A 23,742-nucleotide genomic window follows, 5' to 3' on the forward strand; every position below is an offset into this window, starting at 1 on the left:
ACATGACCTATCTTCTTCCTCATATATTTACCACCCTAAATATCTTTTTTGGATTTTATGCTATTGTTAAAGTTATAGATGGAGATTTTTTTAAAGCAAGTTTGGGAATATTTTTAGCTATATTTTTTGATATTTTTGATGGAAGAATAGCAAGACTTTTTAAAATTCAAAGTAGATTTGGATTAGAGTATGATTCTTTGTGTGATCTTGTATCTTTTGGAATTGCCCCAGCTTTATTAATTTATCAATTTTCTTTAAAAGGTTTCAACAAAATTGGTTGGTCAGCAAGTTTTTTATATGCTACTTGTGTAGCTTTAAGATTAGCAAGGTTTAATGTAAAGAATCTTTTTAAAAAGAGTTATTTTGAAGGATTACCCTCTCCAGCAGGAGCTGGAATTTTAGCTTCCTCTGTTCTTTTTCTTTTAAAAACTGACATTGATCCTATTTACAAAACCTATGGGTTGCTAATTTTAACTTACCTTGTAGCTTATTTATTAGTTTCTCCTATTCAATATCCCAGTTTTAAAGAATTTAAAATAAAGAAAGCACAAGCTTTTTACTTCTTAGTGTTTTTTATTCTTGGATTAACAATAATTGCTTCTAACCCATCCTTTTATTTGTTTATAATATTTAGTTTTTATTTGCTTTTGGGTCCCTTTTTATTTTTTAAAAATAATCGTAAAAATTTTTTTAAAAACTTTACCAAGAAGGGCACTTTCAAGAGTTGATATTTTAAGACTTTAGTAAGGGATAGCAATTTAAAATAGGATTTTAAGAAATTAAAAGAAAAATTGACAAATTGAAAACTTGATTTAAAATTTTTGGTTAAAATAAAAAAAATTCTTTTAAGATTAAATATATTAAAAGAGGGGATGAGATATGGGGACTCCGTTTAAATTACTTAATATTGGGTTTGGAAATTTCGTAGTAGCTAATAGGATTATCGCTATTGTTAATCCAAATTCAGCACCCATGAAAAGACTTAAAGAGGAATCAAAAGAGGCTAAACATCTTATTGATGCTACTCAAGGTCGCAAAACAAGATCTATAATAATTACTGATAGTAATCATGTTATTCTTTCTGCTATTCAGACCGAAACAGTGGCTCAAAGGTTTATGAGTGATACATTAGAAAAATTAGAAAAGGATGCAGAAGAATAAATTTTTAATAATTGTTGTTACAGGTCCTTCAGGAGCAGGTAAAACCTCCCTTCTTAAATATTTACCTCCTGAAGAATTTTATATTTCTGTTTCTCACACAACTCGTCCGCCTCGTAAAGATGAAATAAATGGAAAAGATTATTATTTTATAAATAAAGAAAAGTTTTTAGAAATGATTAAAAATGGAGAATTTTTGGAATGGGTAGAAGTTTTTGGTACCTACTATGGGACTGCTAAAAGCGAAATAGAAAAGGCTTTTTCTCAAAACAAACATCTGATTTTAGATGTAGAGGTAATTGGAGCAACTCGTATGAAATCCTATTTTGGTAATTCTGCAGTTTTTATATTTATTCTTCCTCCAAGTATAGAAGAAATAGAAAAAAGACTTAAAAAAAGAGGGACAGAAGATGAAAATAAAATAAAGGAGCGTATTCAAAGGGCGAAAGAAGAAATTAAATTTGCAGGCTGGTTTGATTATATCATAGTTAATGACGATTTGGAAAAAGCAAAGGATAATTTTTTTTCAATTATTAAAGCCGAACTTTGTAGACCCTTTAGAAATAACAATTGGCAAAATATTTTAAAATCATTAATTTATGAGTAAAGCCATTTATGGAGTTAATGCAGTCTTAGAAGCCTTAAATTCTCATCCAGAACTTATTGAAGAAATTTGGTTAAATAAGACAACTCTTTCAGGTAAAAAATATCAAATACTTGAAAAAGCTAAAAAATTTGGGATTCCATTAAAATTAATTTCCAAACCAGATTTCAGACCCCCTAAAATTTCACCTAATACGAATACCCAAGGTGTGGTAGCATACATAAGTGAGTTTATATACGCAGATTTAGAAGATATTGTAAAAAATTGGGAAAATAAAAAGGAAAATCCTTTAGTTATTATGCTTGATGAAGTAGAGGATCCTCAAAATGTAGGCTCTATTATAAGAACTGCTGATGCAGGAGGTGTTCACGGGATAGTAATACCTAAATTAAGAGCCTGTGATATAAATGAGACTGTAATTAAAGTTTCCTCTGGTTCTGTATTTAATATACCTATAGCAAAGGTAAATAACCTTAAACATGCTATATCCTTTTTTAAAGAAAAAAATCTTTGGATAATTGGACTTACTCACAAATCTGATATTTCTATATATGAATTAGATTTAAAAAAACCTTTGGTTTTTATTGTAGGAAATGAAGGGAGAGGTATAAGAAAAACTATCTTAGAAAAATGTGATTTTTTAGCTAAAATTCCTATGAGAGGGAAAATAGAAAGTTTAAATGTTTCTATTGCTACAGCTATTGCAATTTTTGAAACTTTAAGGCAAAGATTTTATACTTAAATTTTTGCAGACTTACAATCTGCAAACCCCTCCCTTTCAACCTCCACTTAAGTAAATAGCAAGAATTTTCTTTTCTATTTCTATATTAAAGTTTTTTATTAATTTTGGTTCATATTTTTTAATTTCCGAAAAATCTGGTATTATTTCTTTTCCTCCCTTTTCCTTTTTTTGAGTATATACATCTATTAAAACAAAATCTTTTAAATTGGTGATTAAAGCAAAGTAGGGTGGGGGATCAAAGAAAACTCTTGCTAAAGCAATTATACCTCTTTCTGAAGGGGTTAAATTTTCTTGAGGCTTATAATCTACTATAAGTAAAGGTTTAGAATTGTATTTAATAATTAAAGGGATGAAGATGTTAAAAGGTTTTTCTTTATAGGAAAATTGATAGTTTCCTTCTTCAAAAAAGCAGTTTCCATAATATCCCTTTTCTTTGAAAATATTTTTAAGTATTGAAAGTGCTTCATTTACAAGAATTTCTTCTTTGCTATTTCCCATATTTTTTCTACTTCTTCTAAGGTAAGGCCTGCTCCTAATCCAATTTTTAAAGCAAGTTCTTTGGTTAAAAGATCAGAAGGGCTATGAGCATCAGAATTAATTATTAAATTGGCACCATATTTTTTGGCAAGAGAAACAACATGTCCATTTGTGAAACAATGACCTTTTCTTCCAGAAATTTCTAAAAATACTCCCTTTTCAGCAGCTAATTTTACTTCCTCATCTTTTATAAGCCCGGGATGAGCTAAAATATCTGCTCCTCCAAGTATAGCCGAAAGGTTAGTGCCCTCTGCAACTGGTTCTACAATTGTTTCTCCGTGAACCACTACAATTTCTGCTCCGCATTTTCTTGAATCTTTTATAAGTTCTGGAATAAATTCTGGAGGGACATGGGTTAACTCTATTCCTACAATAAGCCGAGGTTTTAAGCCTTGAAATACATTTTTTATTTTTAATAAACTTTTAATAATAAATTCAAAATTGGAATGATCTGCATGATCTGTAATAGCTATAGCTGAATATCCTAAAACTTTTACTCTTCTCCATATTTCAGCAGGAATAAGTTCTCCATCACTAAAAGTTGAATGGCAATGAAAATCTATCATTGAAAATTAAATTACATTTTGTATTTGAAAAGCTTAGGATCAAGATTTTCCAAAATTTCTTTAAGTTTCTCTTTTTCTTCTTCAGTAGTAACAACCAATTCTCCTTCTTTTTCAGTTGAAGGAGTTTCAGTATAGAGTTGACTTTTTTGTAATACCTCTTCATTTACAAATATTTCAGCTCCTGTTCTTAAGGCAAGAGCAACTGCATCGCTTGGTCTTGCATCAATATCATAAGTTTTTCCTTCAATATTAAGAGTGATAATAGCATAGTAAGTATTTTCCCTAAGATCTACGATTTCTATTTTTGGAATCTTTACACCTAAAAAATCAAAAATGTTTTTCATTAAATCATGAGTTAAAGGTCTTGGAAATTGAATATTTTCAAGTTTTGCAGCAATAGAAGTTGCCTCTAAAACTCCTATCCAAATAGGAAGAATTCTATCTCCGTCAACTTCTTTTAGAAGCATAACCGGACTATTTGATAGAGGATCCATCGCTATTCCATGTATAACCATTTTTATTTTCATCCCTTCTATCCCTCCTTTCAGATATTTTATCTGATACTGTAAATAATATACTAAGTCTTTATTGAAAATTGTCAACAGATTTATTGTTCAAAAAAGTTTGTACATGAAAATTTTTAGAAAAATTTAAAAAAACCTCTTGACAAAAAAAAAAAAAAAAAAAAAAAAAAAATTTATATAATTAAAATTGAAAATCAAATTCAAAATCAAAAAGGAGGTGGGTTATGAAAGTAGCAATTGCAGCCTTAGGAAATTCCGTTGATGCAGCTTATGCTCGCTATTTTGCTACTGCTACCCATTATTTTATTTATGATACAGAAACTGGAGAAGTAGAGGTGATGGAAAATACTGCAAGGAACCTTCCAGCCGGAAGAGGGGTGACCTTAGCTGATACTCTTATTAAAAAGGGAGTTAAAGCGGTTGTGGTTGAACTTATCGGTCCAAGACCTTTTAACATGCTTAAGGATGCAGAAGTTAAGGTTTATCCAGGACCAAAACTAAAAGTTCAAGATGTATTGAATGCGGTTAAAGCTGGAGAACTTGCTTCTCCTTTGACAGCCCCAACAGAAGAACCACATGCTGGAGAACATGGCGCATGCGAGGAAGAAGTTAAATAATTTTTAAAAAGAGACGGATAGGAGTAAAAAAACTTCTATCCGCCCCTTAAAAATTGCAGGAGGTATTTTATGACTGTTGTAGTTTTAGGAGGACATGACCGATTTAAAAACCAATTAGAACAATACTCTAAAAAGATTGGTGTTAAACTTAAATTTATCAATAAGTGGTGCCCTTATGCATTTCATACTCTCAATTCAGCAGATTATATAATTGTAATCACTGGTTGTGTGTCCCATGAGCTTGTTAATTTAGCAAAAATAATTGATAAAACAAAATGCATCTTTTGCCATAAAAAAGGTCTCTGTGAAATAAAAAAGATTATTGACGAAATTAAAAATTCAAATAAAATTTCAATTCCAATTGAAAATGAAATGCAAAACAAATTACAGGAGGGAAGATGTCTGGAAAGAGAAACGAAATAGTTCCTTTAGGACTTTTAAGAGAGGGAGAGGTAGGGGAAATTTATTCTCTTCCTGATCTAAGTTTAGAGGCTGAATTTTGGGGTGGTCCAGGAGGTTGGGGTGGTTGGGGGCATTGTTTTAGAAGGAGAAGAAGGTTTTGCCAAAGGATAAGTTCTATGGGATTAAAACCTGGGCAAATAGTTGAAGTAAAACAAAACAGACCCGGTAATCCTATGCTTCTTAAAGTAGGAGAAACTTTTATAGCTCTAAGCAGAAGGGTAGCTATGGGAATAAAAGTAATAAAAAGAGGGTAAAGGGATGAGCATTCGAAAATGTGGTAAATTTCCCCTTTACCCTTTATCTGAAATTCCTTTAGAAGAGCCGGTTGAGGTGATTTGTATTTCCGATTTTGATCTAAGCTTGAGACTAAAAAGTATTGGAATCCAAGAGGGAACTATTTTAGAGGTCATTCATCAAGATCTCTCAGGAGAGCGTATGGTGGTTAAAATTGATGAAAGCAGGATTGCTTTAGAGAGAGGTATCCTTAAGCAGATTTTAGTAAGACCCCTAAAATCTTCTTATGAGATTTTAAGAGATTTTGCCAGATTTGACCAATTAACAGGGCTTTTAACCCGGCAATTTGCTGAAAATTTACTAAAGAGAGAATTAACTAATCCTCCTTATTGTTTTGTTTTGGCAGATATAGATAATTTTAAAAAAATTAATGACACCTTTGGGCATCAAGCAGGAGACCAAGTTTTAAAAGAGATTGCCCAAATTATTAAAAACTGCCTTAGAAAAACTGACTTTGCTATTCGGTGGGGTGGGGAAGAATTTGTTTTGTTTTTTAAAAATACCACCATCGATTTAGGAAAACTCATAACAGAACGTATAAGAAGGAAAATATTTGACCATATCATTTATTGGCAAGACCAAGGGTTAAGAGTTACTTTAAGCTTTGGAGTTTGTGGAGCTCCCCCTATTAGACCTTTAGAAAAACTTATTGAAATAACTGATAAAGCCCTTTATCAGGCTAAACGGCTTGGTAAAAATTTAGTATTTAGTTGTAAGGAGTAGTCCTATGTTAATTAGACAACATTTTTATGATTTTGAAATTGAAGAGCTTTGTTGCCAACTTGAGAGATGTAAAACTTTGATGATTACGGTACATCAAATTTGTGAAGTTTTGGTCAACCTTATGGAGAATAGAGATCCTTTTACTAAAGATCATTCTGAGAAGGTGGCAGTTTTTAGTTATATGCTTGCTTTAGAATTAGGGCTACCTCCAAAGGTTGCAGACCTAATTCACATTGGAGGGCATCTCCATGATGTAGGAAAGTTTTCCTTGCCTGACAGTATTTTAAAAAAGCCAGGACCTTTAACCAAGGAAGAATGGCAATTAGTCAAACAACATCCAGTTGTTGGAGCAAAATGCTTTGAAAATATTAAAATTTTTCAAGGAAAAGGTGGGGTAATAGAAATGATACTTTATCACCATGAAAGATGGGATGGTAAGGGCTATCCTTATGGACTTAGAAAAAGAGAAATACCTCTTTCTGCAAGGATTATAGCTGTGGCTGATGCTTTTTCAGCTATGATAGATAGACGCCCTTACCGAGAACCTCTAAGTTTTGATTTAGCCTTAGAGGAGTTAAAAAAGGTGCAGGCTCTCAATTTGACCCAGAGGTAGTAGAAGCCTTTCTTAACGTGGAACAAAAAATAAAAGCTTATTTAGGATTAATATAAAAAATTTACAGGAGGTGGTCGAGGAAATGCCAAAACTTTCAGAATCAAAAATTGGACAAAAAGTAAAAGTACTTTCTGTAGAAGGTCCACCTTTGGTAAAACAGCGCTTAAAAGAAATGGGGATAACTCCTGGAGTTGAACTTCAGATTGTTAGGGTTGCTCCTCTTGCAGACCCTGTTGACGTAGTAGTTAGAGGGTATCATCTATCCATAAGAAAAAAAGAAGCAGAATTAATTGAAGTGGAGGTGTTATCATGAAAGAAATAAAAATAGCAGTAGTAGGGAATCCAAACACAGGTAAATCAAGTTTGATAAATGCTATTGCTAAAGCCAAACTTCAGGTTGGTAACTGGCCAGGAGTAACTGTTGAAAAGAAAGAAGCGAAACTTTCCTATAAAGAATATACTCTCCATTTTATTGATTTACCCGGTGCCTATAGTCTAACTCCTTACAGCATTGATGAAGCTATTGCCAGGGACTTTCTTTTTCTTGAGGATTATGATGTTATTTTATGTGTGGTTGATACCACCAATCTTGAGAGAAATCTTTATTTTGTAGTTCAGCTTATGGAGCTTGAAAAGCCTTTAGTGCTTGCTTTAAATATGTTTGATGAAGCAAAAAGGCTCGGATATAAGGTTGATATACCACTTTTAGAGCAGATTCTTGAAGTAAGAGCTGTTCCAACGGTTGCAGTAAAAGAGCAAGGAATTGAGGAACTTAAGGAGGCTTTGGTTGAAGTTTTCGAGAAAAAGCTTGTTCCTAAGAGGCTCCCTTATGGAGAGGATTTAGAAAACTTGATAGAAAAAGTTGTATTTCATCTTAAAGCTTTTAATCCAGATTTAGAAAGAATTAGTTTAGGTGTAATTTTTAAGATTTTAGAAGGAGATGATGAATTAATAAACAAATTAGGACTTAAGTTTGATAAAAAGGAGATAGAAAACATAAGTAGTCATATAAAAACTGTTCATGAGGTAGGGCTTAATGATTATCTTCTTGATATAAGATATGGTTTAGCAACAGGAGTTACAAAAAAGGTTCTTCAACGTCCTGAAATTCGTAGAGAAACCCTTACAGAAAAGATTGATAAAATTGTTTTAAATAGGGTCTTAGGTATACCTCTTTTTCTCTTAATTATGTGGATTGCCTTTAAAATTGCATTTGATGTGGCAAATCCTTATATAGATTTTTTAGATAAGGCTATAAATGAGATTTTTAAGAAATGGATAGAGGCTGGACTTTCTTCCCTTGGTGCAGCAGATTGGTTGAGTTCTCTTGTACTTGATGGTATCGTAGGAGGGGTAGGAACGGTATTATCTTTCATTCCTATAATCGGAATGATAATGCTTATGATAACCTTTCTTGAAGCTACAGGATACATGGCAAGAGCAGCCTTTCTTATGGATAGGATTATGCGTTCTTTTGGGCTTCAAGGAAAGGCTTTTATACCTTTACTTATGGGGTTTGGTTGTAATGTGCCCTCAGTTTATGCTTGTAGAACTATGGAACAAGAGCATGAAAGAAAACTTACTATGTTTGTAATACCTTTTATGTCTTGTGGAGCAAGACTTCCTGTTTATGCCTTATTTGTTTCTGCCTTTTTTGCATCTTATTCAGCAGAAGTATTACTTTTTCTTTATGTACTTGGTATCGTAGTAGCTCTTACTATAGCAACTATTCTTCATAAAACTTATTTTAAAGGAGTTGGGGCTCCCTTTATTATGGAGCTTCCACCTTATCGTATGCCTACGCTCAAAAACCTTGCTATTCATACCTGGCTAAAACTAAGACATTTTGTAATAAAAGCAGGAACTTGGATTTTAGCTTTTAATATTATCGTATGGATGGCGTTAAACCTTCCTTGGAAGCCCGAAAAACCTGAAGATTCAGTTTTAGGTAAACTGGGACACGTAATCTCTCCGGTTTTTAAACCTCTTGGATTTGGGGATTGGGCAAGTAGTGCAAGCTTGTTAACAGGATTTCCTGCAAAAGAAGTAGTTGTTTCAACGATGGCTCAAATATACGGAGGAGAAGAAGAAAAAAGCGAAGAAAAGAGCTTATCTTTTAAAGATGACCTAAAAGATTTGATTTTAACCTTTGCTGAAAAAACCAAAGAGGCTGGACTTAATTTAGTTTCTTCTTTTAGGGTGGTAAGTATTTCTGCAGAAGTACCAGAGGAAGGTGCGGGAATTTTATCCGAGCTCCAAAAAAGATTTACCCCTGCTTCAGCCTTATCTTTTATGGTTTTTACTCTTCTTTATTTTCCTTGCATGGTTTATGCAGCAGCGGTTAAGACTGAGGCAGTGTCCTTAAAATTTGTTTTGCAGATCATACTTGTTACCTTAACAACCGCTTGGATAGTATCTTTTTTGGTTTATCAATTTGCAAGATTAATTTTTTAAAATTTTTTAATTATATTGTTGCAAAAATTTTAATTACATATTAATATGTGTGAAAATTTTTTGAAAACATAAAGAGGAGGTGGAAAAATGAGAAAAAGGGATTTAGCTGTTATATTAAGTGGATTAACATTGATTAGTGCTCAGGCACTTCCGGGATGGGGTTTTGAAGTAAATGAAAAATTATCCTTTGAAGGGACTTCTACCATAGTTTATCAATGGTTAGATGGATCAAATATTAAAAGTAAAAATAGAGGCTCAGGGGCAATTGACCTTGGGTTAAGCTTTAAACCCACTGAAAATAATGAATTTTATGTTCTTGGAAGCTTTGCAAGTGGAAATGGGCTGAAACCAGAAAATGTTTCCCCCTTTAAACTTAAGCCTAATGCTGATGATTTAGAAGATGATGTAAAAAATATAAATGGACATAAACAGCAAGATAATATTTTAGAACTGTGGTACGCCCATACTTTTAATTTTAGCAATGACACATCTTTAAAAATTACTGCAGGAATTATAGATGCAACAAAATACATTGCTGACAACCGTTTTGCTGATGATGAAATTACTCAATTTATGAATGAGGTTTTTGTAGACCCACCAGCTAATTTTACACCTCCAAGTTATGATTTAGGAATAGTTGCAGAATTAACAAAAGGTCCCTTTACTTTAAGAGCCCTTGGAATGACAACCAAAACTGAAATAGGAATTCCACAAGGAGAAGAAGAAGCAAAAGAAGGGTTTTATCAATATTATGCTCTTCAACTTGGATATAATTTAAAATCAAAATGGGGAGAAGGAAATTATAAAATATTTGGATGGTATACAAGCAATGATTTTTATAAAAGGAATGGAAAAGGTAAAGATTCTCGCTATGGTTTAGGAGTAGTAATTGACCAAGATCTTGGATTTATTAAAAATCCCTTTAGTAAAAATCCAATCGGATTTTTCTTACTCGGTGCTTGGGAGGATGATGATACCCAAGTTGATTATGATTATTACATTTCAGCAGGCTTTAATATACCTTTCTGCTTTCTTGGTAGAGAAGGAAATGAAATAGGTATTGGATATGCCTATTTAGATGGAGCTGATAAAGCAGACATTTCTAATACACATGCTGTTGAGGCTTATGCAAAATTTAATCTATTTTCCTATGAGAAGCTAAAATCTGATTTAACTTTAGATTTTCAATACATGAAAGATAATTATAAAAAAAGTAGCGAAGATAAAGAAGGATTTATAGTTGGATTTAGATGGAATCTTTCTTTTTAAATTTTTCTTGACTTTATTTTTTTAATTTTTAAAATTTTTTTAAAGATAAGAAATTATAGGAGGATGTTAAGAAAGGAGTGGGAAAAGTAACCAATTTATTGGATGTTGAGGGACGGAGGGGCAGGCTCCTTTGGAAGCTTAAAAGCCTACAAAAATTGGAGTCCTGTCCCTCTCTATTTTGCAAGCTATAACCTTATAATACAATAAAAATTGTAGGAGAATTACTATGAGCTGTATATTCTGTAAAATTGTTAATAAAGAAATTGCTTCTAACATTGTTTATGAAGATGAAAAAGTAGTTGCTTTTCATGATATTAATCCTCAAGCACCCTATCATATATTGGTTGTTCCTAAAAAACATATTTCTACACTTTTAGAAGTAACAGAGGAAGATAAAGAGCTTATAGGGCATATTTATTTAGTGATAAATAAAATTGCTAAAGACATTGGTTTTGATGAAAGAGGATATAGAGTAGTTGTTAATTGTAAGGAAGAAGCTGGTCAGACCATATTTCATCTTCATTTCCATGTCTTAGCAGGAAGAACGATGGGTTGGCCTCCAGGTTAAGAAACCTCAGGTATCTTTTCAATTCTTGGATATAAAGGTTTTCCTTTGCTTATTTGAGCTCCGGTTTTAAGTAAATTAAATCTAAAAACATTTTCCCAATTAATCTCATTTTCGCTTAAAGATAAGTTATTTAAAAGAATTTTAGAGGTTTCAGGCATAACTGGGTAGAGAGCAATTGCAAAACTTTTAATACTTTCTAAAAGCACTCTTATAATGGTTCCAGCCCTTTTTTCATTTTTCTTTTTTATTTCACTCCAAGGAGTAGTCCTATCTATATAAACATTTCCTCTTCTTATAGCTTCCCAAAGTCTTTCTAAAGCTTTATAAAAAAGAAATTGAGAAAAATATTTTTCATATTCTATAAGTGCAGACCTTACTTCTTCTAAAAATTCTTTATCTATATCTTTTAGCTCATCTAAGGAAGGAACTTTACTTTCGAAATATTTTTCAACCAGATTAAGGGTGCGATAAATTAGATTTCCGTAATCATTAGCTAAATCTGCATTTATTTTCGTTATGAAAGAAGAAATATTAAAGTCTGCGTCATAGCCAAATGCCATTTCTCTTAAAAGAAAGTATCTTAACTGATCCTTCCCAAATTTTTTAGCAACCTCAATGGGATCAACAATATTACCTAAGGATTTAGACATTTTTAATTTATCAACTAACCAATATCCATGCACAAGAAGTTTTTTATAAATAGGAAGTTCCATTGCTTTAAGCATAATGGGCCAATAAATAGCATGGGGCCTTAAAATATCTTTTGCAATAAAATGATGGGCATTTATCCACCAATCTTTCCATTCTGGATTTTCAGGATAGCCTATTCCAGAAAGATAATTAATTAAAGCATCAAACCATACATAGGTTACATAATTAGAATCAAAGGGAAGCTCTATTCCCCAAGAAAGTCTTGCCTTAGGACGGGAAATACAAAGGGGTGGAAGTTCTTCTTCAAGCATATTTAAAACTTCCTCTTTATAAAATTCCGGATAAATTAAATCATTTTTAGAAATATAATCCTTTAACCAAGCTCTATATTTTTCTAAATTAAAAAAATAATTTTTTTCTTTTATATGTTGTGGATAAATTTTATGATCTTTGCATTTTCCCTCTTCATCAAGTTCTTTTGAAGTTAAAAATCTCTCACAACCAATACAATAAAGTCCCTCATATTCGTCAAGATATATTTCTCCTTTTTCATAAAGTTTTTGCAAAATATATTGGACAACTTTTTTATGTTCCTGGGAGGTTGTTCTAATAAACTTGTTATAAATTATTCCAAAGTAGTCCCAGGTAATTTTAAAAGCTAAACTTATTTCATCTACAAAGACATGAGGTTCTTTTCCCTTATCTTTTGCAGATTTTTGGATTTTATCCCCATGTTCATCTGTTCCTGTAAGAAAAAAAACTTTCCAGCCCTTTAAAAGATAAAAGCGTGCTAAAGAATCTACTAAAATTGTAGTATAAGCATGCCCCAAATGGGGATAAGCATTAACATAGTAAATTGGTGTAGTAAGGTATATCCTCATCATTTTTTTACCCTTCATCAAGTTCTTTTAATTTCTCTTCCTCCATTACCTCTTCAGTTTCTTCTTCTATTAAAATCTTTATTTGGGAAACTGGAATTTGAATTATTTGTCCTTCTTTATTTTCTAAATAGGCTACCTTTTGGAAAATATTGTATTTTAAAATTTTATAGGGCTCTCCATTAATTCTTATTTTGTTCCCTATTTTAGGTAAATCCTGTAAAAACTCTTTGTAAATATCTTCTTCATAAGCCAAACAACATAAAAGTCTTCCGCAGGGACCGGAGATTTTATTAGGGTCTAAAATAAGTCCTTGTTCTTTTGCCATTCTAATAGAAAGCGGGATAAATTGTCTTAAAAATTTGGCACAACAAAATTCTTTCCCACAATATCCTATTCCTCCTATAAGAGCAGTTTCATTTCTGACCCCGATTTGTCTCATTTCAATCCTCATTCTCAAAGCCCTTGCAAGCTCTTTTACTAATTGTCTAAAATCTATCCTTCCTTCTGCGGTGTAATAAAAGATAATTTTGCTTCTATTAAAGAAACAATCAACTCTTACCAAATTCATTTCTATCCCAAGATCTTTTGCAAATTGTAAACAAAATTCTTTCCCCTTTTCTTCTATTTCTAATTTTTTCTCATACTCTTTAATCTCCTTAAAGGTTGCTTTTCTAATAACAAAAGGGATACCTTCTACATTAAAAGGTAATTTATAAGAATTTTCTGTTAAAATAAAAACTTCTTTTCTTCCGTCTGGTAATTTCGCAAGGACATAATTTCCTTTAAGCAAAGGTTTATTTAGTTTAAGAGCTTGGTCTGGAAATCCCTTTTTTAGAGTTCCTAAACTTAACCAAATACCTTTTGTGTTTTCCTTTTTATACATCTATCCCCCGATAGCTCTCATAGGTTTTAAAGTAAAATTTAAATTATGTTCAGAGGGTTTTATTTTTAAGGCTAAAGAAAAAGCCTCTTCCAAAGTTCCTTCACCTTTTCTTAAAATAGGTTTTAAATCTATCTCCTTATCAGAAAAAAGGCAAGGTCTTAATCTTCCATCTGCAGTAATTCTTAATCTATTACATTTATGACAAAAATGTTCAGAAATAGGAGAAATTAACCCAATTTTTCCTTTTGCTTCTTTCCATCTAAAAACTTTAGCTGGTCCCCCACCAAAAGAAGAATCAGGAATTAGTTCAGAAAAACTTTCTAAAACCTCTTTTATTTCTTTTATAGTAACAACGTGTTTTTCATTCCATAAGCTATTTTTTCCTATGGGCATAAATTCTATAAATCTAACTTCAACGGGTTTTTCTAAAGTAAGCTTAGCAAGGTCTAAAATCTCATCTTCATTAAAACCTCTTATTATTACAGTGTTTATTTTTACAGGATTAAATCCCAATTCCAAAGCTATATCAATACTTCTAAGAACTTTTTCAAATTCAGAAGTTCCTGTAAGTTTTTCAAATTTTTCTTTATTTAAAGTATCTAAACTTATGTTTATTCTTTTTAATCCTGCTTTTTTAAGTTTTTCGCCAAGAGTTTCTAAAAAAGAGCCATTTGTAGTAAGACTTAGGTCTTCTATTTCAGGAATTTGGGAAAGTTTTTCTACCAAATATTCTATATTTTTTCTTAAAAGAGGTTCTCCACCTGTTAATCTTATTCTTTTCCCACCTAATTTAGCAAAAACCTTTGCTATACTTTCTATTTCTTCAAATCTTAATATTTCTTCATGAGGAAGCCATTTCCAATTTTGATGAGTAAAACAATATATACATTTAAAATTGCACCTATCTGTTACAGAAACCCTTAAATATTCAATCTTTCTTCCTAAATGATCAATTAACATTTAAATTTTCCTTATACCAAGCTCTTACCTTATTAAAGATTTCTATAATTTCAGGTTGTTTATAATCTGGATAAGTCCAAGGAAGTTCCATATAGGTCTTATTTCTATAAATTAGAGTAACTTCAGCATAAACACCTTTACCTAAATATATTCTATGAGCATAGTCTTTAAAAGTTGAAAGAACTACTTTTGAAAGACCTAAATAACCTGGATCTAAATTAATTCTTCTATTTCCTAAAGAATCAGCAAAATTCTTCTCAATTTCGTAACATTTATATTTAAGGTCAATTAAATATTCAGGAGGCTTTAATTTTTCGAAAAAATAAATTCCCTTTTTTAAGTTTTCTCCCATTTCCTTAGCATAATAAGAAGTAAAAGATGAAAAATCATAAATTTTAGATTGAAAGATAGGGGAGCCGAGTTCAGGTTTTAAAAGATCAAGAGCCTTTTCCCATAAATCTAAATCTTTACCTGTAATAGCAACAAAATAAAGTTGTGGAGGTGGACTTTTAGGATGACTCATTTTTTTCTGAAAGAGGGATAGCTTCTTCTATAAGCATTATAGGAATATCTTCCTCTATAGGATAAAAAAGTTCGCATTTTTTACAATAAAATCCCTCTTTCTCATTCCATATTTTATAAATTAAATCTCCTTTACATTTAGGACAAGCTAATACCTTTAAATATTCTTGAATTTTTGCTTTTTCCATAAGATTTTTTTATAATATCACTTTTCAGAGTTTATGCAAATAATGAATTTAAAAGATAAAAATTGAATTTTTAAAGAATAGGTTGTAATACCTTTTTGATGATTTCTAAAAAAAGCCTAATATTTTCTATAATTTTTTCTTCTTCAGGTTTTTCAAAAAAAATAACATTTTTAATTTTTTCTAATTTTCCTACATCATCTGGGTCTAAAGATTCTACAGTTTTTCTCCAAAGCTCTTCAAATTCAGGAGGCTTTTCAGGAGGAAATACATAAGAAAGTGCCCAGACAGCTTTTAATCCTAAATTAAAAATTTCTTTAGCTTTTTTTTGAAGTTCAGAAGGATTTCCTTTTATTTTAGAAAAATCTTTAAATAAATCTAATGCATATCTATAATAGCTTTTAGCTCTTATGTAATAAACCATTTAAAAATATTTTAAAAGAGCTTATTAACCAGCTCTTTCTAAATATTTTCCTGTTCTTGTATCAACTTTTATTATATCTCCCTCATTTATAAAAAGAGGGACTTGAATTACAAGTCCTGTTTCAAGTTTTGCAGGTTTAGTTGCGGTTCCTACTGTATCTCCCTTAACTCCAGGCTCAGTTTCTATTACTTTTAATTCAACTACATTAGGAAGCTCTATACTTACCACTTTCCCTTTATGATATAAAACATATACATTTAAATTTTCTTTTAAATATTTTGATGCTTCTCCTACATCTTCCTCTTTTATATAAACTTGGTCATAATCTTCTAAATCCATAAAAACATATTGATCTCCTTCTTTATATAAATATTGCATTTCCTTTTCTTGAAAATCCGGCTTTTCAAAACGCTCTCCAGCTCTAAAATTTACCTCTAAAACTCTACCAGTAGCAAGATCTTTTAATTTTGTTCTTACAGTAGGTTGATTTTTAGAGACTTTTACATGTTGAAAATCTAAAATTTCATACAATTTACCTTCCCATTCAATCTTTAAGCCTTTTTTAAAATCTGAGGTTGTGTAAGCCATGGTTTACCCCTCCTTTTTTTCTAAAAAAGAAGGAAGAGGTGTAGCCCAGGCTTCTTCATCAAAATATAATTCCTCTAAATCCTTAGGCATAGGTATATTTAGTATTTTTGGTCCCTCAACTACCTCAAATCTTATAAAACAAGATTTATACCAATCCACATTTGGTAAATCCAAATCAAATTCTTTCATGATTCTATAGGTGCGATAAAAATCTTCCCATTGATTTTCCTTTTCTGGATAGGTAGTAAAATCTCTTAAAATATCAGTAATGACGAATCCAGAATCAAGAAGAAATTTTTCAAAATCATACCATTTTCTTAGAGATGCCTCTCTATGAGTAAATCCCATATATCCTGCTGACCCCTTACCTTTTAGAGCACTAATACATCTGCTAATAAATAACTTTAAACCCTTTTCAGTTTCTACCGGATCAGTCACAAATATGTCAAATTTACCCTTTAACTCCTCCGGAAGCTCATAAATAACATTATAATTATAAACTTCTATATTTTCATATCTTATTTCTTTAGCCTTTTCTTTGATAAATTTATTAATTCTTTCATCAATTTCTACCACGACAATTCTTTTAGGAAGCTTTGTAAGAGCCATACTTAAGGAAATGAGATCATCATCACCCAGTATAAAAATTTCTGAATCCTCAAGATCTCCCCTTTTATAAATAAAAGCAGTTCTTTTTAAGGTATCTTCTGGTTTTATAAATCCTTGATCAAAATCACTTGTAGGAAGAGGTCTATCTTTAACTAATTCTAAAAATTTATCTAAAATATTTTTCCAAAAAATATCTTCAGTAAAAGGAGAACACATAAGACATCCAGGATTTTTATAAGGAGGCACATCTAAATTATTATTAATATGAAAAAAGGGTTTTTCGTATATTATAAGTTTCTCATTTAACAAATCCTTAATAGCTTGTAAGAAAGTAACTATATGTGAATCTTGATAATTTATTAATTCCCAGAAAGTAGAAGGTTTTTTAACAAGTTGTCTTAAGATTTGCTTTTTTATTCTCTCTAATTCACCCACTAAAGCACCTTTATAATTAAATTTTTCTAAAAATTCTTGGTTTAAAATCCCTTAAGTAAGATCTTGAGAATATATTTAGAATTTAATTATTTCTCAGAGAAAAAATTGGTTGCGGGGGTGGGATTTGAACCCACGACCTCCGGGTTATGAGCCCGACGAGCTACCAGGCTGCTCTACCCCGCGATCTTAAAAAAGCTAATTAAAATATAATGAACTTTTTAAAGATGTCAAGAGCTATAAATATTCCTTTATAACTTCTAAAAAGACCTTAACAACCTCCGGATCAAAATGTTTACCTGATTGAGAAATAATATATTCAAGAGCCTTTTCTTTGCTCCAGGGAGGTCTATAGGGTCTTTCATTGGTCAAAGCATCCCATACATCAACCACAGCAAATATCCTTGCAGGAAGAGGAATTTCATCCCCTTTTAAGCCTTTCGGATATCCTGAACCATCCCATTTTTCATGATGATAAAGAGGAATCTCTAAAGCAGGTAAAAGAAAATCAACCTTCTTAAGCATGTTATACCCATATTCAGGATGTTTCCTCATTATCTCCCATTCCTCCTCAGTTAAAGGTCCGGGCTTGAGAAGAATACTATCAGAAACTCCAAGCTTTCCAATATCATGAAGTAAAGCTCCCCATTTTACATATCTTAATTTTTCTCCCCTTATCCTAAATTTCTCAGCAATTTTTACTGTGAGCTCTGTTACCCTTTGAGAATGTCCTTCAGTCTCTTTATCCCTTAAATCAAGACCATAGGAAAGGGCTTCAATCGTCTGATCATAAGCTAAAAGGAGATCCTCTTTAGCATTTTGAAGCTCAAATAAAAGCTTTGCATTCTCAAAGGCCATCGAAACTTGCCCTGTTAAAGCCTCAAAAAACTCAATCCATTCTTCTTCTTCTTCTTCTTCTTAAAATCTCAACCATTCCAAGAATTTTTCCTTTGGCTATCATTGGAGAAGCATAATAAATATTAAAACCTTGCTCTTCCATAATCCTTTTTCTCAATAGTTCATCCATTTCCTCCAAGCTTGCTTTTATAATTCTTCTTTCCTTTGCAGCTTTTCCAGGAATAAATCTACCTATTTTAATGCTTTGTTTTTTAAGCTCTTCATTTGGTAACCCTTTTTGGACTTTTAACTTGAATTCTTGAGTAAATTCATCAAATTCAAGTAAACTTACTGCATCTATTTGAAGTAAAGAAACCATTTCATGAAGAAAAACATCATAAATAACCCTTATATCAAAACTTGAAAGTATGGCAAGGTCAATATTCCTTAAAGCCATGATTTTATTTAATCTTTGATTTGCCTTTTCAAAAAGAAAAGCGTTTCTGAAGGCAAGACCAAGAAGATCTGAAAAGGAATTGAAAATCTCAATAGTTTCAGAAGAAAATTAATTTTTCTTTTTACTGTAAAGATTTAGACTTCCCAGAACCTCTCCTTTCTCATCTTTTATGGGGAAGGCAGCAGAAGACTTAAATCCGTATTTTTTAGCTACAGAAAGCCAAACTTTGTATTCTGGAGTTTCCACATCCCTTAAAATTTGCGGTATTCCAAGTTTAATAGCTCTTCCAGTAGGACCCTTTCCATAATCAGATTCATTCCATCTTACCTTTATCAGTTTTGGATAGGGATGATCAAAAGGATATTGAGCAAAAACACTTACCGATCCGTCTTTTTCCTTTTTACCAATCCAACAAAGGCTTAACCCTAAATCTTTAACACAGATTTTACAAACAGCTTCAGCCCTTTCTTTAAAACTTAAGGCTTTTATGATTTCCTTTATTCCCTTATAAAGAGAAAGAAGAATCTTATTCCTCTTCATCTATCTTTAATAAGATCTTCTATAGGAACTGGTTCACTTAAATAATACCCTTGCACAAAGTCGCACATAAGGAGCCTCAAAATCCTAAACTGTTCTTCATTTTCAACCCCTTCGGCAACTGTTTTTATACCAAGCTTTTTGGCAAGGTCAATAATTGTCTGAACAATCGCCAAAGCCTTTGGCTCATCAAGCATTCTTCTTATAAAACTATAATCGATTTTTATTATGTCAATAGGAAGATTTTCAATATAAAAAAGGGATGAATATCCTGTTCCGAAATCATCTATAGCAATTTTTATATCAAGTTCTTTTATCTTTTTAATGATTTCTAAAGCCTCTCTTTCTAAAAATAATCTTTCTGTAATCTCACAAATAAAAGGATAATTAAGTGCTCTTCTTAGCTCAGCAAGTTTTGAAAAAATTTCTGAAGAGAGAAAAGATTTTGCTGAAAGGTTTATAGAAAGAGGAATTTTGGTTTTGGTTCCAATTTTTTTAATTTCCTCAAAAAGAAAATCTTCAATTTTTAAAATCAATCCTGAATTCTCAAGAAAATCTATTACAGTAGCTATAGACTCAACTTTTTCATTTTCCCTTATCCTTAGCAAAACCTCAATTCCTGAAATTTCCTTATTTGAGGTTGAAAAATAAGGTTGACCATAAAGAACAAATTTTTTTTCCTTTAATAAATTTGCTAACTTTTCTTTTAAAGAAAGAGAATTTTTAATTTCTTTTTCCAAATTTTCTTCATAAACCGAAAAGGTATTTTCTCCTTTTTTCTTTGCTCTTTCAAGGGCAATTTTAGCTTTATTAAAGAGTTCTTCGTAAGTTTTTCCATTTTCTGGGAAAAAAGAAATTCCAATGTTTAAACTTACAACTATTGATTTTTCATTTATTACAAAAGGTTCTAAAAACTTTTCAAAAAAATTTGATACAAAAATTGCTATTTCATCTTTAGTAGTTTTAAAAAGGGCAATTAAAAATTCATCTGCCTCTGTTTTGGCAATAAAACTTTTAGAAGGAAGAAAGGTTTTTATTCTTTTTGTGATTTTTTTAAGTAAGACCTCAGAAAATTCTATTCCATAGGTTATACTTAAATCTGAAAATCCACATATATCAGCTATTAATAAGGTAAATGGTTCATTATATCTATTAATATGTGTAGTAATTACTGTAGAAAAAGCCTTTTCATGAGGAAGCCCGGTAATAATATCAAACTCCTCTGCATTTGAAAATTTATGTAATTTTTCTTTTCCTAAAATTTTTTCTCCTAAATAAACAAAACCTGTTATTTTTTTGTTTTCTCTAATAGGGAAAATTTCTAAATAAAGATGAAAGTTTATTCCAGATTTCTTTTTTCCTTGAATAAAACCTTTAAAAACCTTTTTAGATTTCAAAAATTTTTCAATTTCAGAAGCATTAATTAAAAGGGAATAGATAGATTTTCCAATAAGTTCATTTTTCTGATAATCTGTAATTTTTAAAACTCCCTCATTTGAATAAAGAATTTTTCCTTCAGAATCAGTAATTAAACAAAAAATGTCAGAATTTTCCAAAGCTTTGAAAATAATTTCTTTAACTTTTTCTTCAGTAAGTAAATTTTTAAAGATCATAAATTTAATTATACTATACTGTTTGTATTATGAAAAAATGAATTTATAATTAAAATTAAAATTATTATGAGATGTCCAAGATGTAAAGAAATTGAAACTAAGGTTATAGATTCAAGAGTTATAGAAGATGGATTTTCTATAAGAAGGAGAAGAGAATGTAGTAAATGTGGGTATAGATTTACTACTTATGAAAAACTTGAGTTGGATATAATGATTGTAAAAAAGGATGGAAGAAGAGAACCCTATAATAGAGAAAAATTAGTTTCAGGAATAAGAAAGGCTTGTCATAAAAGACCTATAAGTGAAGATACTATAAAAAAATTTGTAAATGAGCTTGAACTTGATCTAATTCAAAGAGGAGAAAAAGAAGTACCTTCTCAATATATAGGAGAAAGGGTAATTTCTAAATTAAAAGAATGGGATAAAGTAGCTTATATAAGATTTGCATCAGTTTATAAAGAATTTAAAGATGTAGATGAGTTTATTACTCAAATAAAAGAATTGAAAAATGAAAAATAATAGAAAACCAGAAGAAATTATAGTTTTCCCCTTAGATGTTTCGGATTTAAAAGAAGCTTTATATTGGGTTGAAAGACTTAATGAACTGGTAGGAGTTTTTAAAATAGGTTTAGAACTTTTTACAAGCTGTGGCCCAAAAATTATTGAAGAAATTAAAAAAATAAGTAAGCAAAAAATTTTTCTTGATTTAAAGCTTTATGATATACCTAATACCTTAACCAAAGTAATTAAAGTAATTTCTGAATTAGGTGTTGATTGGGTTACAGTTCATACTTTATCAGGAAGATCAGCTTTAGAAAGTGTAGTTAAATCTGCGTCTAATAATTTAAAAATAATTGCGGTAACCATTCTTACTTCTCTTGATAGAGCTGATCTCATGGAATTAGGTTTTTATTCTGAGTTAGCAAGAGATATTAAGGAATTAGTTTTTAAATTGGCTCAAATAGCATATAAAACTGGATGTGATGGAATTGTTTGTTCAGCAAAGGAAGTAGAAAAAATAAAAGAAGCCTTTCCTGAACTAAAAACTATTGTGCCAGGGATAAGATGGGAAAAAGGTAAAGATGATCAATTAAGGGTTGCCACCCCTTATGAAGCTGTTTTAGCAGGTGCAGATTATTTAGTTATTGGAAGACCTATTAGAGAATCCTCTTCTCCAGAAGAAGTCTGCCAAAAAATAGCTGAAGAAATAAAAAAAGCATGGATGGCAAAAAATGATCATTCGTAGCATTGTTGATTTACCTTTACATGGTGGCAAGTGCCCACCTTGGCTTTTTGAAAGAATGGTAAGATTAAGCAGAGCTATTCTGATTCTTATTTATGAAGAATTTGGAAGCAAAGAACTTATTAAAAGATTGACTGATCCTTTTTGGTTTCAAGCTTTTGGTTGTTTACTTGGGTTTGACTGGCATTCTTCTGGTTTAACTACTACTGTAGGGGGAGCTGTAAAGGAAGCGCTAAAACCCTATTTTAAAGATTTGGGAATTTATATATGTGGAGGGAAAGGAAAAAGAGCTTTAAATACCCCGCAAGAAATAATTAATTGGGGAGAAAAGGAGGGTTTTTCTCAAGAAACATTTAAATTTATCACCTTGAGTAGACTTACTGCAAGAATTGACAATAATGCTATACAAGATGGTTTTCAACTTTATTTTCACTTATTTATTTTTTCAAAAAATGGAGAATGGGGTGTTATACAACAAGGAATGGATGAGAAAACTTCCTATGCAAGAAGATATCAGTGGTATAGTGAAAGGATTACTAATTTTTGTGAAAATCCTCATACAGGAATTGTATCTCCAATTAAAAAGAAAGAAGTAATTAATTTAGTAGCTAAAGAAAGTAAAAAAGTTCAAGAATCTTTAGTGAGCTTAGTAAAAGAAAATCTAAATATAGTAATGAAAGAATTAACTCCCAAGGTTCACATAATTTTTAAAAAAGATCATATTTTAACTCCTCAAGATTTTTCTTTTAAATCTCTTAGAAAAGTTTGGGAAAAAACCTATGAAAATCCACCTTCAAATTTTCAAGAATTGATTTTAACTGAGGGTGTGGGTGCTAAAACCTTAAGAGCTCTTACTTTAGCTTCAGAACTCATTTACAATGTAAAAGCCTCAAGAGAAGATCCAATTATTTATAGTTATGCTCATGGAGGAAAAGATGGCTATCCTTACAAACTAAATAGAAAACTTTATGATACCACTATTCAAGAATTGGAAGAAATTTTAAGAAAAGTTAAATTAGGAGAATCGGAAAAATTAGCACTTTTTAAAAGACTTCCTCAAATTTTCAAATTTTAAAAAAGTTGAAAAATTTAAAAAAAATTAAAAAATTCTAAAAATTTTTTAATAAAACCTTAGTAATACAATAGAAAAATATTTAAAATTTTTCAAAATTACGGTTGACTTTTGTAAATTAAACTATATAAAAAGGTAAAAATGCAAAGGAAATCTACTAATTTATCTGAAGAATTAATTAGATATCTTGAAAATAAAAGAGATGGTATTTTAAAAAAATGGAAAGCTATCTTTTGGGACTCCTTTGGAGAAGAAGCTAAAAGATTTTTTACTAAAGAGGTGGATAGATTTCAAAATCCTTTTGGTTATAGAATAGATGAAACCTTTGAAGGATTAATTGGTATTTTGTTTGGAGATTTTAATTGGGAGGAAGCAGATTATTATTTAAGAAGACTTGTTCAATTAAGAGCTGTTCAAGAGACAATTCCTTCAAAAGCTTTAAATCTCTTTATTCAGTTAAAAAGTATAATAAGAAAAGAAATAGGAGAGGATATACTAAAAAAATTTGGTGTAGAGGAATTTATCAAGTTGGAAGATAGAATTAATGCTTTCATGATTAGAAGTTTTGATTTTTTCATGGAGTATAGAGAAAGATTAAATCAACTTAGATATGATGAATGGAAAAGAGCCCATTATCTTCTTTTAAAAAGAGCAGGTTTAGTTTATGATCCTATGGAGGGAATGCCTAAAAGTGAACCTGAAGAAATTAACTAATAA

General features: G+C 30.8%; 32 protein-coding genes and 1 tRNA gene. 17 read left to right on the top strand and 16 right to left on the bottom strand.

Annotated features, from left to right (window positions below; genetic code table 11):
• Nucleotides 1-2 precede the first annotated feature (2 nt).
• The 4 genes from pssA to rlmB all read left to right on the top strand — a co-directional run bounded on the left by pssA (nt 3) and on the right by rlmB (nt 2,504).
• Nucleotides 3-728 carry a CDP-diacylglycerol--serine O-phosphatidyltransferase gene (gene pssA / locus TOPB45_RS06040; RefSeq protein WP_013909956.1) on the top strand — a complete coding sequence of 242 codons (726 nt, stop codon included), beginning with the start codon at nt 3-5 and terminating at the stop codon, nt 726-728.
• A 151-nt stretch (nt 729-879) separates the two neighbouring features.
• On the top strand, nt 880-1,161 hold the full coding sequence (locus TOPB45_RS06045; protein WP_013909957.1) for a DUF370 domain-containing protein: 282 nt from the start codon (nt 880-882) through the stop codon (nt 1,159-1,161).
• A complete protein-coding gene (gene gmk / locus TOPB45_RS06050; RefSeq protein ID WP_013909958.1) occupies nt 1,148-1,765 on the top strand; it encodes a guanylate kinase in 618 nt (205 codons plus the stop codon). Before TOPB45_RS06045 ends, gmk begins: the two co-directional genes overlap by 14 nt.
• Nucleotides 1,758-2,504 carry a 23S rRNA (guanosine(2251)-2'-O)-methyltransferase RlmB gene (rlmB, locus tag TOPB45_RS06055; RefSeq protein WP_013909959.1) on the top strand — a complete coding sequence of 249 codons (747 nt, stop codon included), beginning with the start codon at nt 1,758-1,760 and terminating at the stop codon, nt 2,502-2,504. Before gmk ends, rlmB begins: the two co-directional genes overlap by 8 nt.
• 36 nt (nt 2,505-2,540) lie before the next feature.
• Here the strand turns inward: rlmB and TOPB45_RS06060 are convergent, their stop codons facing one another.
• The 3 genes from TOPB45_RS06060 to TOPB45_RS06070 are packed head-to-tail and all read right to left on the bottom strand — an operon-like array spanning nt 2,541 to nt 4,134.
• The gene (locus tag TOPB45_RS06060) at nt 2,541-3,002 is read right to left on the bottom strand and encodes a hypothetical protein (RefSeq protein WP_013909960.1); all 462 of its coding nucleotides are present in this window, start codon (nt 3,000-3,002) and stop codon (nt 2,541-2,543) included.
• A complete protein-coding gene (locus TOPB45_RS06065) occupies nt 2,972-3,607 on the bottom strand; it encodes a histidinol phosphate phosphatase domain-containing protein (RefSeq protein ID WP_013909961.1) in 636 nt (211 codons plus the stop codon). The genes TOPB45_RS06060 and TOPB45_RS06065 overlap by 31 nt, the downstream gene beginning before the upstream one ends.
• A gap of 11 nt (nt 3,608-3,618) precedes the next feature.
• Nucleotides 3,619-4,134, bottom strand: a complete 516-nt coding sequence (locus TOPB45_RS06070) for a bifunctional nuclease family protein (protein WP_013909962.1) — start codon at nt 4,132-4,134, stop codon at nt 3,619-3,621.
• 221 nt (nt 4,135-4,355) lie between these two features.
• Between TOPB45_RS06070 and TOPB45_RS06075 the strand changes: the two genes are divergently transcribed.
• The 9 genes from TOPB45_RS06075 (at nt 4,356) to TOPB45_RS06115 (ending at nt 11,131) form a co-directional block, all read left to right on the top strand.
• Complete coding sequence (locus TOPB45_RS06075; protein ID WP_013909963.1) at nt 4,356-4,748, top strand: NifB/NifX family molybdenum-iron cluster-binding protein; 393 nt, start codon at nt 4,356-4,358, stop codon at nt 4,746-4,748.
• Between the two features lie 69 nt (nt 4,749-4,817).
• Nucleotides 4,818-5,171 carry a DUF2325 domain-containing protein gene (locus TOPB45_RS06080; protein ID WP_013909964.1) on the top strand — a complete coding sequence of 118 codons (354 nt, stop codon included), beginning with the start codon at nt 4,818-4,820 and terminating at the stop codon, nt 5,169-5,171.
• A complete protein-coding gene (locus tag TOPB45_RS06085) occupies nt 5,147-5,464 on the top strand; it encodes a FeoA family protein (protein ID WP_013909965.1) in 318 nt (105 codons plus the stop codon). The genes TOPB45_RS06080 and TOPB45_RS06085 overlap by 25 nt, the downstream gene beginning before the upstream one ends.
• A gap of 4 nt (nt 5,465-5,468) precedes the next feature.
• The gene (locus TOPB45_RS08630; RefSeq protein WP_013909966.1) at nt 5,469-6,227 is read left to right on the top strand and encodes a GGDEF domain-containing protein; all 759 of its coding nucleotides are present in this window, start codon (nt 5,469-5,471) and stop codon (nt 6,225-6,227) included.
• A 4-nt stretch (nt 6,228-6,231) separates the two neighbouring features.
• Complete coding sequence (locus tag TOPB45_RS06095) at nt 6,232-6,840, top strand: HD-GYP domain-containing protein (protein ID WP_013909967.1); 609 nt, start codon at nt 6,232-6,234, stop codon at nt 6,838-6,840.
• Between the two features lie 82 nt (nt 6,841-6,922).
• Nucleotides 6,923-7,153, top strand: a complete 231-nt coding sequence (locus tag TOPB45_RS06100; RefSeq protein ID WP_013909968.1) for a FeoA family protein — start codon at nt 6,923-6,925, stop codon at nt 7,151-7,153.
• A complete protein-coding gene (feoB, locus tag TOPB45_RS06105; protein WP_013909969.1) occupies nt 7,150-9,294 on the top strand; it encodes a ferrous iron transport protein B in 2,145 nt (714 codons plus the stop codon). Before TOPB45_RS06100 ends, feoB begins: the two co-directional genes overlap by 4 nt.
• 87 nt (nt 9,295-9,381) lie before the next feature.
• Entirely contained in the window at nt 9,382-10,563 is a 1,182-nt protein-coding gene (locus TOPB45_RS06110; RefSeq protein WP_013909970.1) for a carbohydrate porin, read from the top strand.
• A 226-nt stretch (nt 10,564-10,789) separates the two neighbouring features.
• On the top strand, nt 10,790-11,131 hold the full coding sequence (locus TOPB45_RS06115; protein WP_013909971.1) for a histidine triad nucleotide-binding protein: 342 nt from the start codon (nt 10,790-10,792) through the stop codon (nt 11,129-11,131).
• Here the strand turns inward: TOPB45_RS06115 and metG are convergent.
• From metG to TOPB45_RS06180, 13 genes are all read right to left on the bottom strand, one after another.
• The gene (gene metG / locus TOPB45_RS06120; RefSeq protein ID WP_144011494.1) at nt 11,128-12,681 is read right to left on the bottom strand and encodes a methionine--tRNA ligase; all 1,554 of its coding nucleotides are present in this window, start codon (nt 12,679-12,681) and stop codon (nt 11,128-11,130) included. The two genes, TOPB45_RS06115 and metG, sit on opposite strands and share 4 nt — an antisense overlap.
• A complete protein-coding gene (locus TOPB45_RS06125; protein ID WP_013909973.1) occupies nt 12,671-13,546 on the bottom strand; it encodes a PSP1 domain-containing protein in 876 nt (291 codons plus the stop codon). The genes metG and TOPB45_RS06125 overlap by 11 nt, the downstream gene beginning before the upstream one ends.
• Nucleotides 13,547-14,506 (bottom strand): GTP 3',8-cyclase MoaA, encoded by a 960-nt coding sequence (moaA, locus tag TOPB45_RS06130; protein ID WP_013909974.1) that lies wholly within the window; start codon nt 14,504-14,506, stop codon nt 13,547-13,549. It abuts the gene before it with no gap.
• Nucleotides 14,496-15,029 (bottom strand): DUF4416 family protein, encoded by a 534-nt coding sequence (locus TOPB45_RS06135; RefSeq protein ID WP_013909975.1) that lies wholly within the window; start codon nt 15,027-15,029, stop codon nt 14,496-14,498. The genes moaA and TOPB45_RS06135 overlap by 11 nt, the downstream gene beginning before the upstream one ends.
• Nucleotides 15,016-15,216, bottom strand: a complete 201-nt coding sequence (locus tag TOPB45_RS06140; RefSeq protein WP_013909976.1) for a Trm112 family protein — start codon at nt 15,214-15,216, stop codon at nt 15,016-15,018. The genes TOPB45_RS06135 and TOPB45_RS06140 overlap by 14 nt, the downstream gene beginning before the upstream one ends.
• 70 nt (nt 15,217-15,286) lie before the next feature.
• On the bottom strand, nt 15,287-15,637 hold the full coding sequence (locus TOPB45_RS06145; protein ID WP_013909977.1) for a hypothetical protein: 351 nt from the start codon (nt 15,635-15,637) through the stop codon (nt 15,287-15,289).
• 24 nt (nt 15,638-15,661) lie between these two features.
• The gene (efp, locus tag TOPB45_RS06150) at nt 15,662-16,225 is read right to left on the bottom strand and encodes an elongation factor P (RefSeq protein ID WP_013909978.1); all 564 of its coding nucleotides are present in this window, start codon (nt 16,223-16,225) and stop codon (nt 15,662-15,664) included.
• 3 nt (nt 16,226-16,228) lie between these two features.
• Nucleotides 16,229-17,269 (bottom strand): bis-aminopropyl spermidine synthase family protein, encoded by a 1,041-nt coding sequence (locus TOPB45_RS06155; RefSeq protein ID WP_013909979.1) that lies wholly within the window; start codon nt 17,267-17,269, stop codon nt 16,229-16,231.
• A 106-nt stretch (nt 17,270-17,375) separates the two neighbouring features.
• A tRNA-Met gene (locus TOPB45_RS06160) sits at nt 17,376-17,452 on the bottom strand.
• A 51-nt stretch (nt 17,453-17,503) separates the two neighbouring features.
• Nucleotides 17,504-18,124 carry an HD-GYP domain-containing protein gene (locus TOPB45_RS06165; RefSeq protein ID WP_041430354.1) on the bottom strand — a complete coding sequence of 207 codons (621 nt, stop codon included), beginning with the start codon at nt 18,122-18,124 and terminating at the stop codon, nt 17,504-17,506.
• Nucleotides 18,125-18,155: 31 nt separating this feature from the next.
• The gene (locus tag TOPB45_RS06170; RefSeq protein ID WP_041430355.1) at nt 18,156-18,560 is read right to left on the bottom strand and encodes a GAF domain-containing protein; all 405 of its coding nucleotides are present in this window, start codon (nt 18,558-18,560) and stop codon (nt 18,156-18,158) included.
• Between the two features lie 108 nt (nt 18,561-18,668).
• The gene (locus tag TOPB45_RS06175; RefSeq protein WP_041430356.1) at nt 18,669-19,100 is read right to left on the bottom strand and encodes a GAF domain-containing protein; all 432 of its coding nucleotides are present in this window, start codon (nt 19,098-19,100) and stop codon (nt 18,669-18,671) included.
• Nucleotides 19,097-20,710, bottom strand: coding sequence for a GGDEF domain-containing phosphodiesterase (locus TOPB45_RS06180; RefSeq protein ID WP_013909980.1), 1,614 nt, complete (start codon nt 20,708-20,710; stop codon nt 19,097-19,099). Before TOPB45_RS06180 ends, TOPB45_RS06175 begins: the two co-directional genes overlap by 4 nt.
• A gap of 66 nt (nt 20,711-20,776) precedes the next feature.
• On the opposite strand from TOPB45_RS06180, the gene nrdR reads away from it, so the two are divergent.
• From nrdR to TOPB45_RS06200, 4 genes are all read left to right on the top strand, one after another.
• On the top strand, nt 20,777-21,229 hold the full coding sequence (gene nrdR, locus TOPB45_RS06185) for a transcriptional regulator NrdR (protein WP_013909981.1): 453 nt from the start codon (nt 20,777-20,779) through the stop codon (nt 21,227-21,229).
• Entirely contained in the window at nt 21,219-21,956 is a 738-nt protein-coding gene (pyrF, locus tag TOPB45_RS06190) for an orotidine-5'-phosphate decarboxylase (RefSeq protein WP_013909982.1), read from the top strand. Before nrdR ends, pyrF begins: the two co-directional genes overlap by 11 nt.
• Nucleotides 21,943-23,028 carry a DUF763 domain-containing protein gene (locus TOPB45_RS06195; protein ID WP_013909983.1) on the top strand — a complete coding sequence of 362 codons (1,086 nt, stop codon included), beginning with the start codon at nt 21,943-21,945 and terminating at the stop codon, nt 23,026-23,028. The genes pyrF and TOPB45_RS06195 overlap by 14 nt, the downstream gene beginning before the upstream one ends.
• A 138-nt stretch (nt 23,029-23,166) precedes the next feature.
• Nucleotides 23,167-23,739 (top strand): RsbRD N-terminal domain-containing protein, encoded by a 573-nt coding sequence (locus tag TOPB45_RS06200; RefSeq protein WP_013909984.1) that lies wholly within the window; start codon nt 23,167-23,169, stop codon nt 23,737-23,739.
• Nucleotides 23,740-23,742: the final 3 nt, after the last annotated feature.

The organism is Thermodesulfobacterium geofontis OPF15 (assembly GCF_000215975.1).
Taxonomy (GTDB): domain Bacteria; phylum Desulfobacterota; class Thermodesulfobacteria; order Thermodesulfobacteriales; family Thermodesulfobacteriaceae; genus Thermodesulfobacterium; species Thermodesulfobacterium geofontis.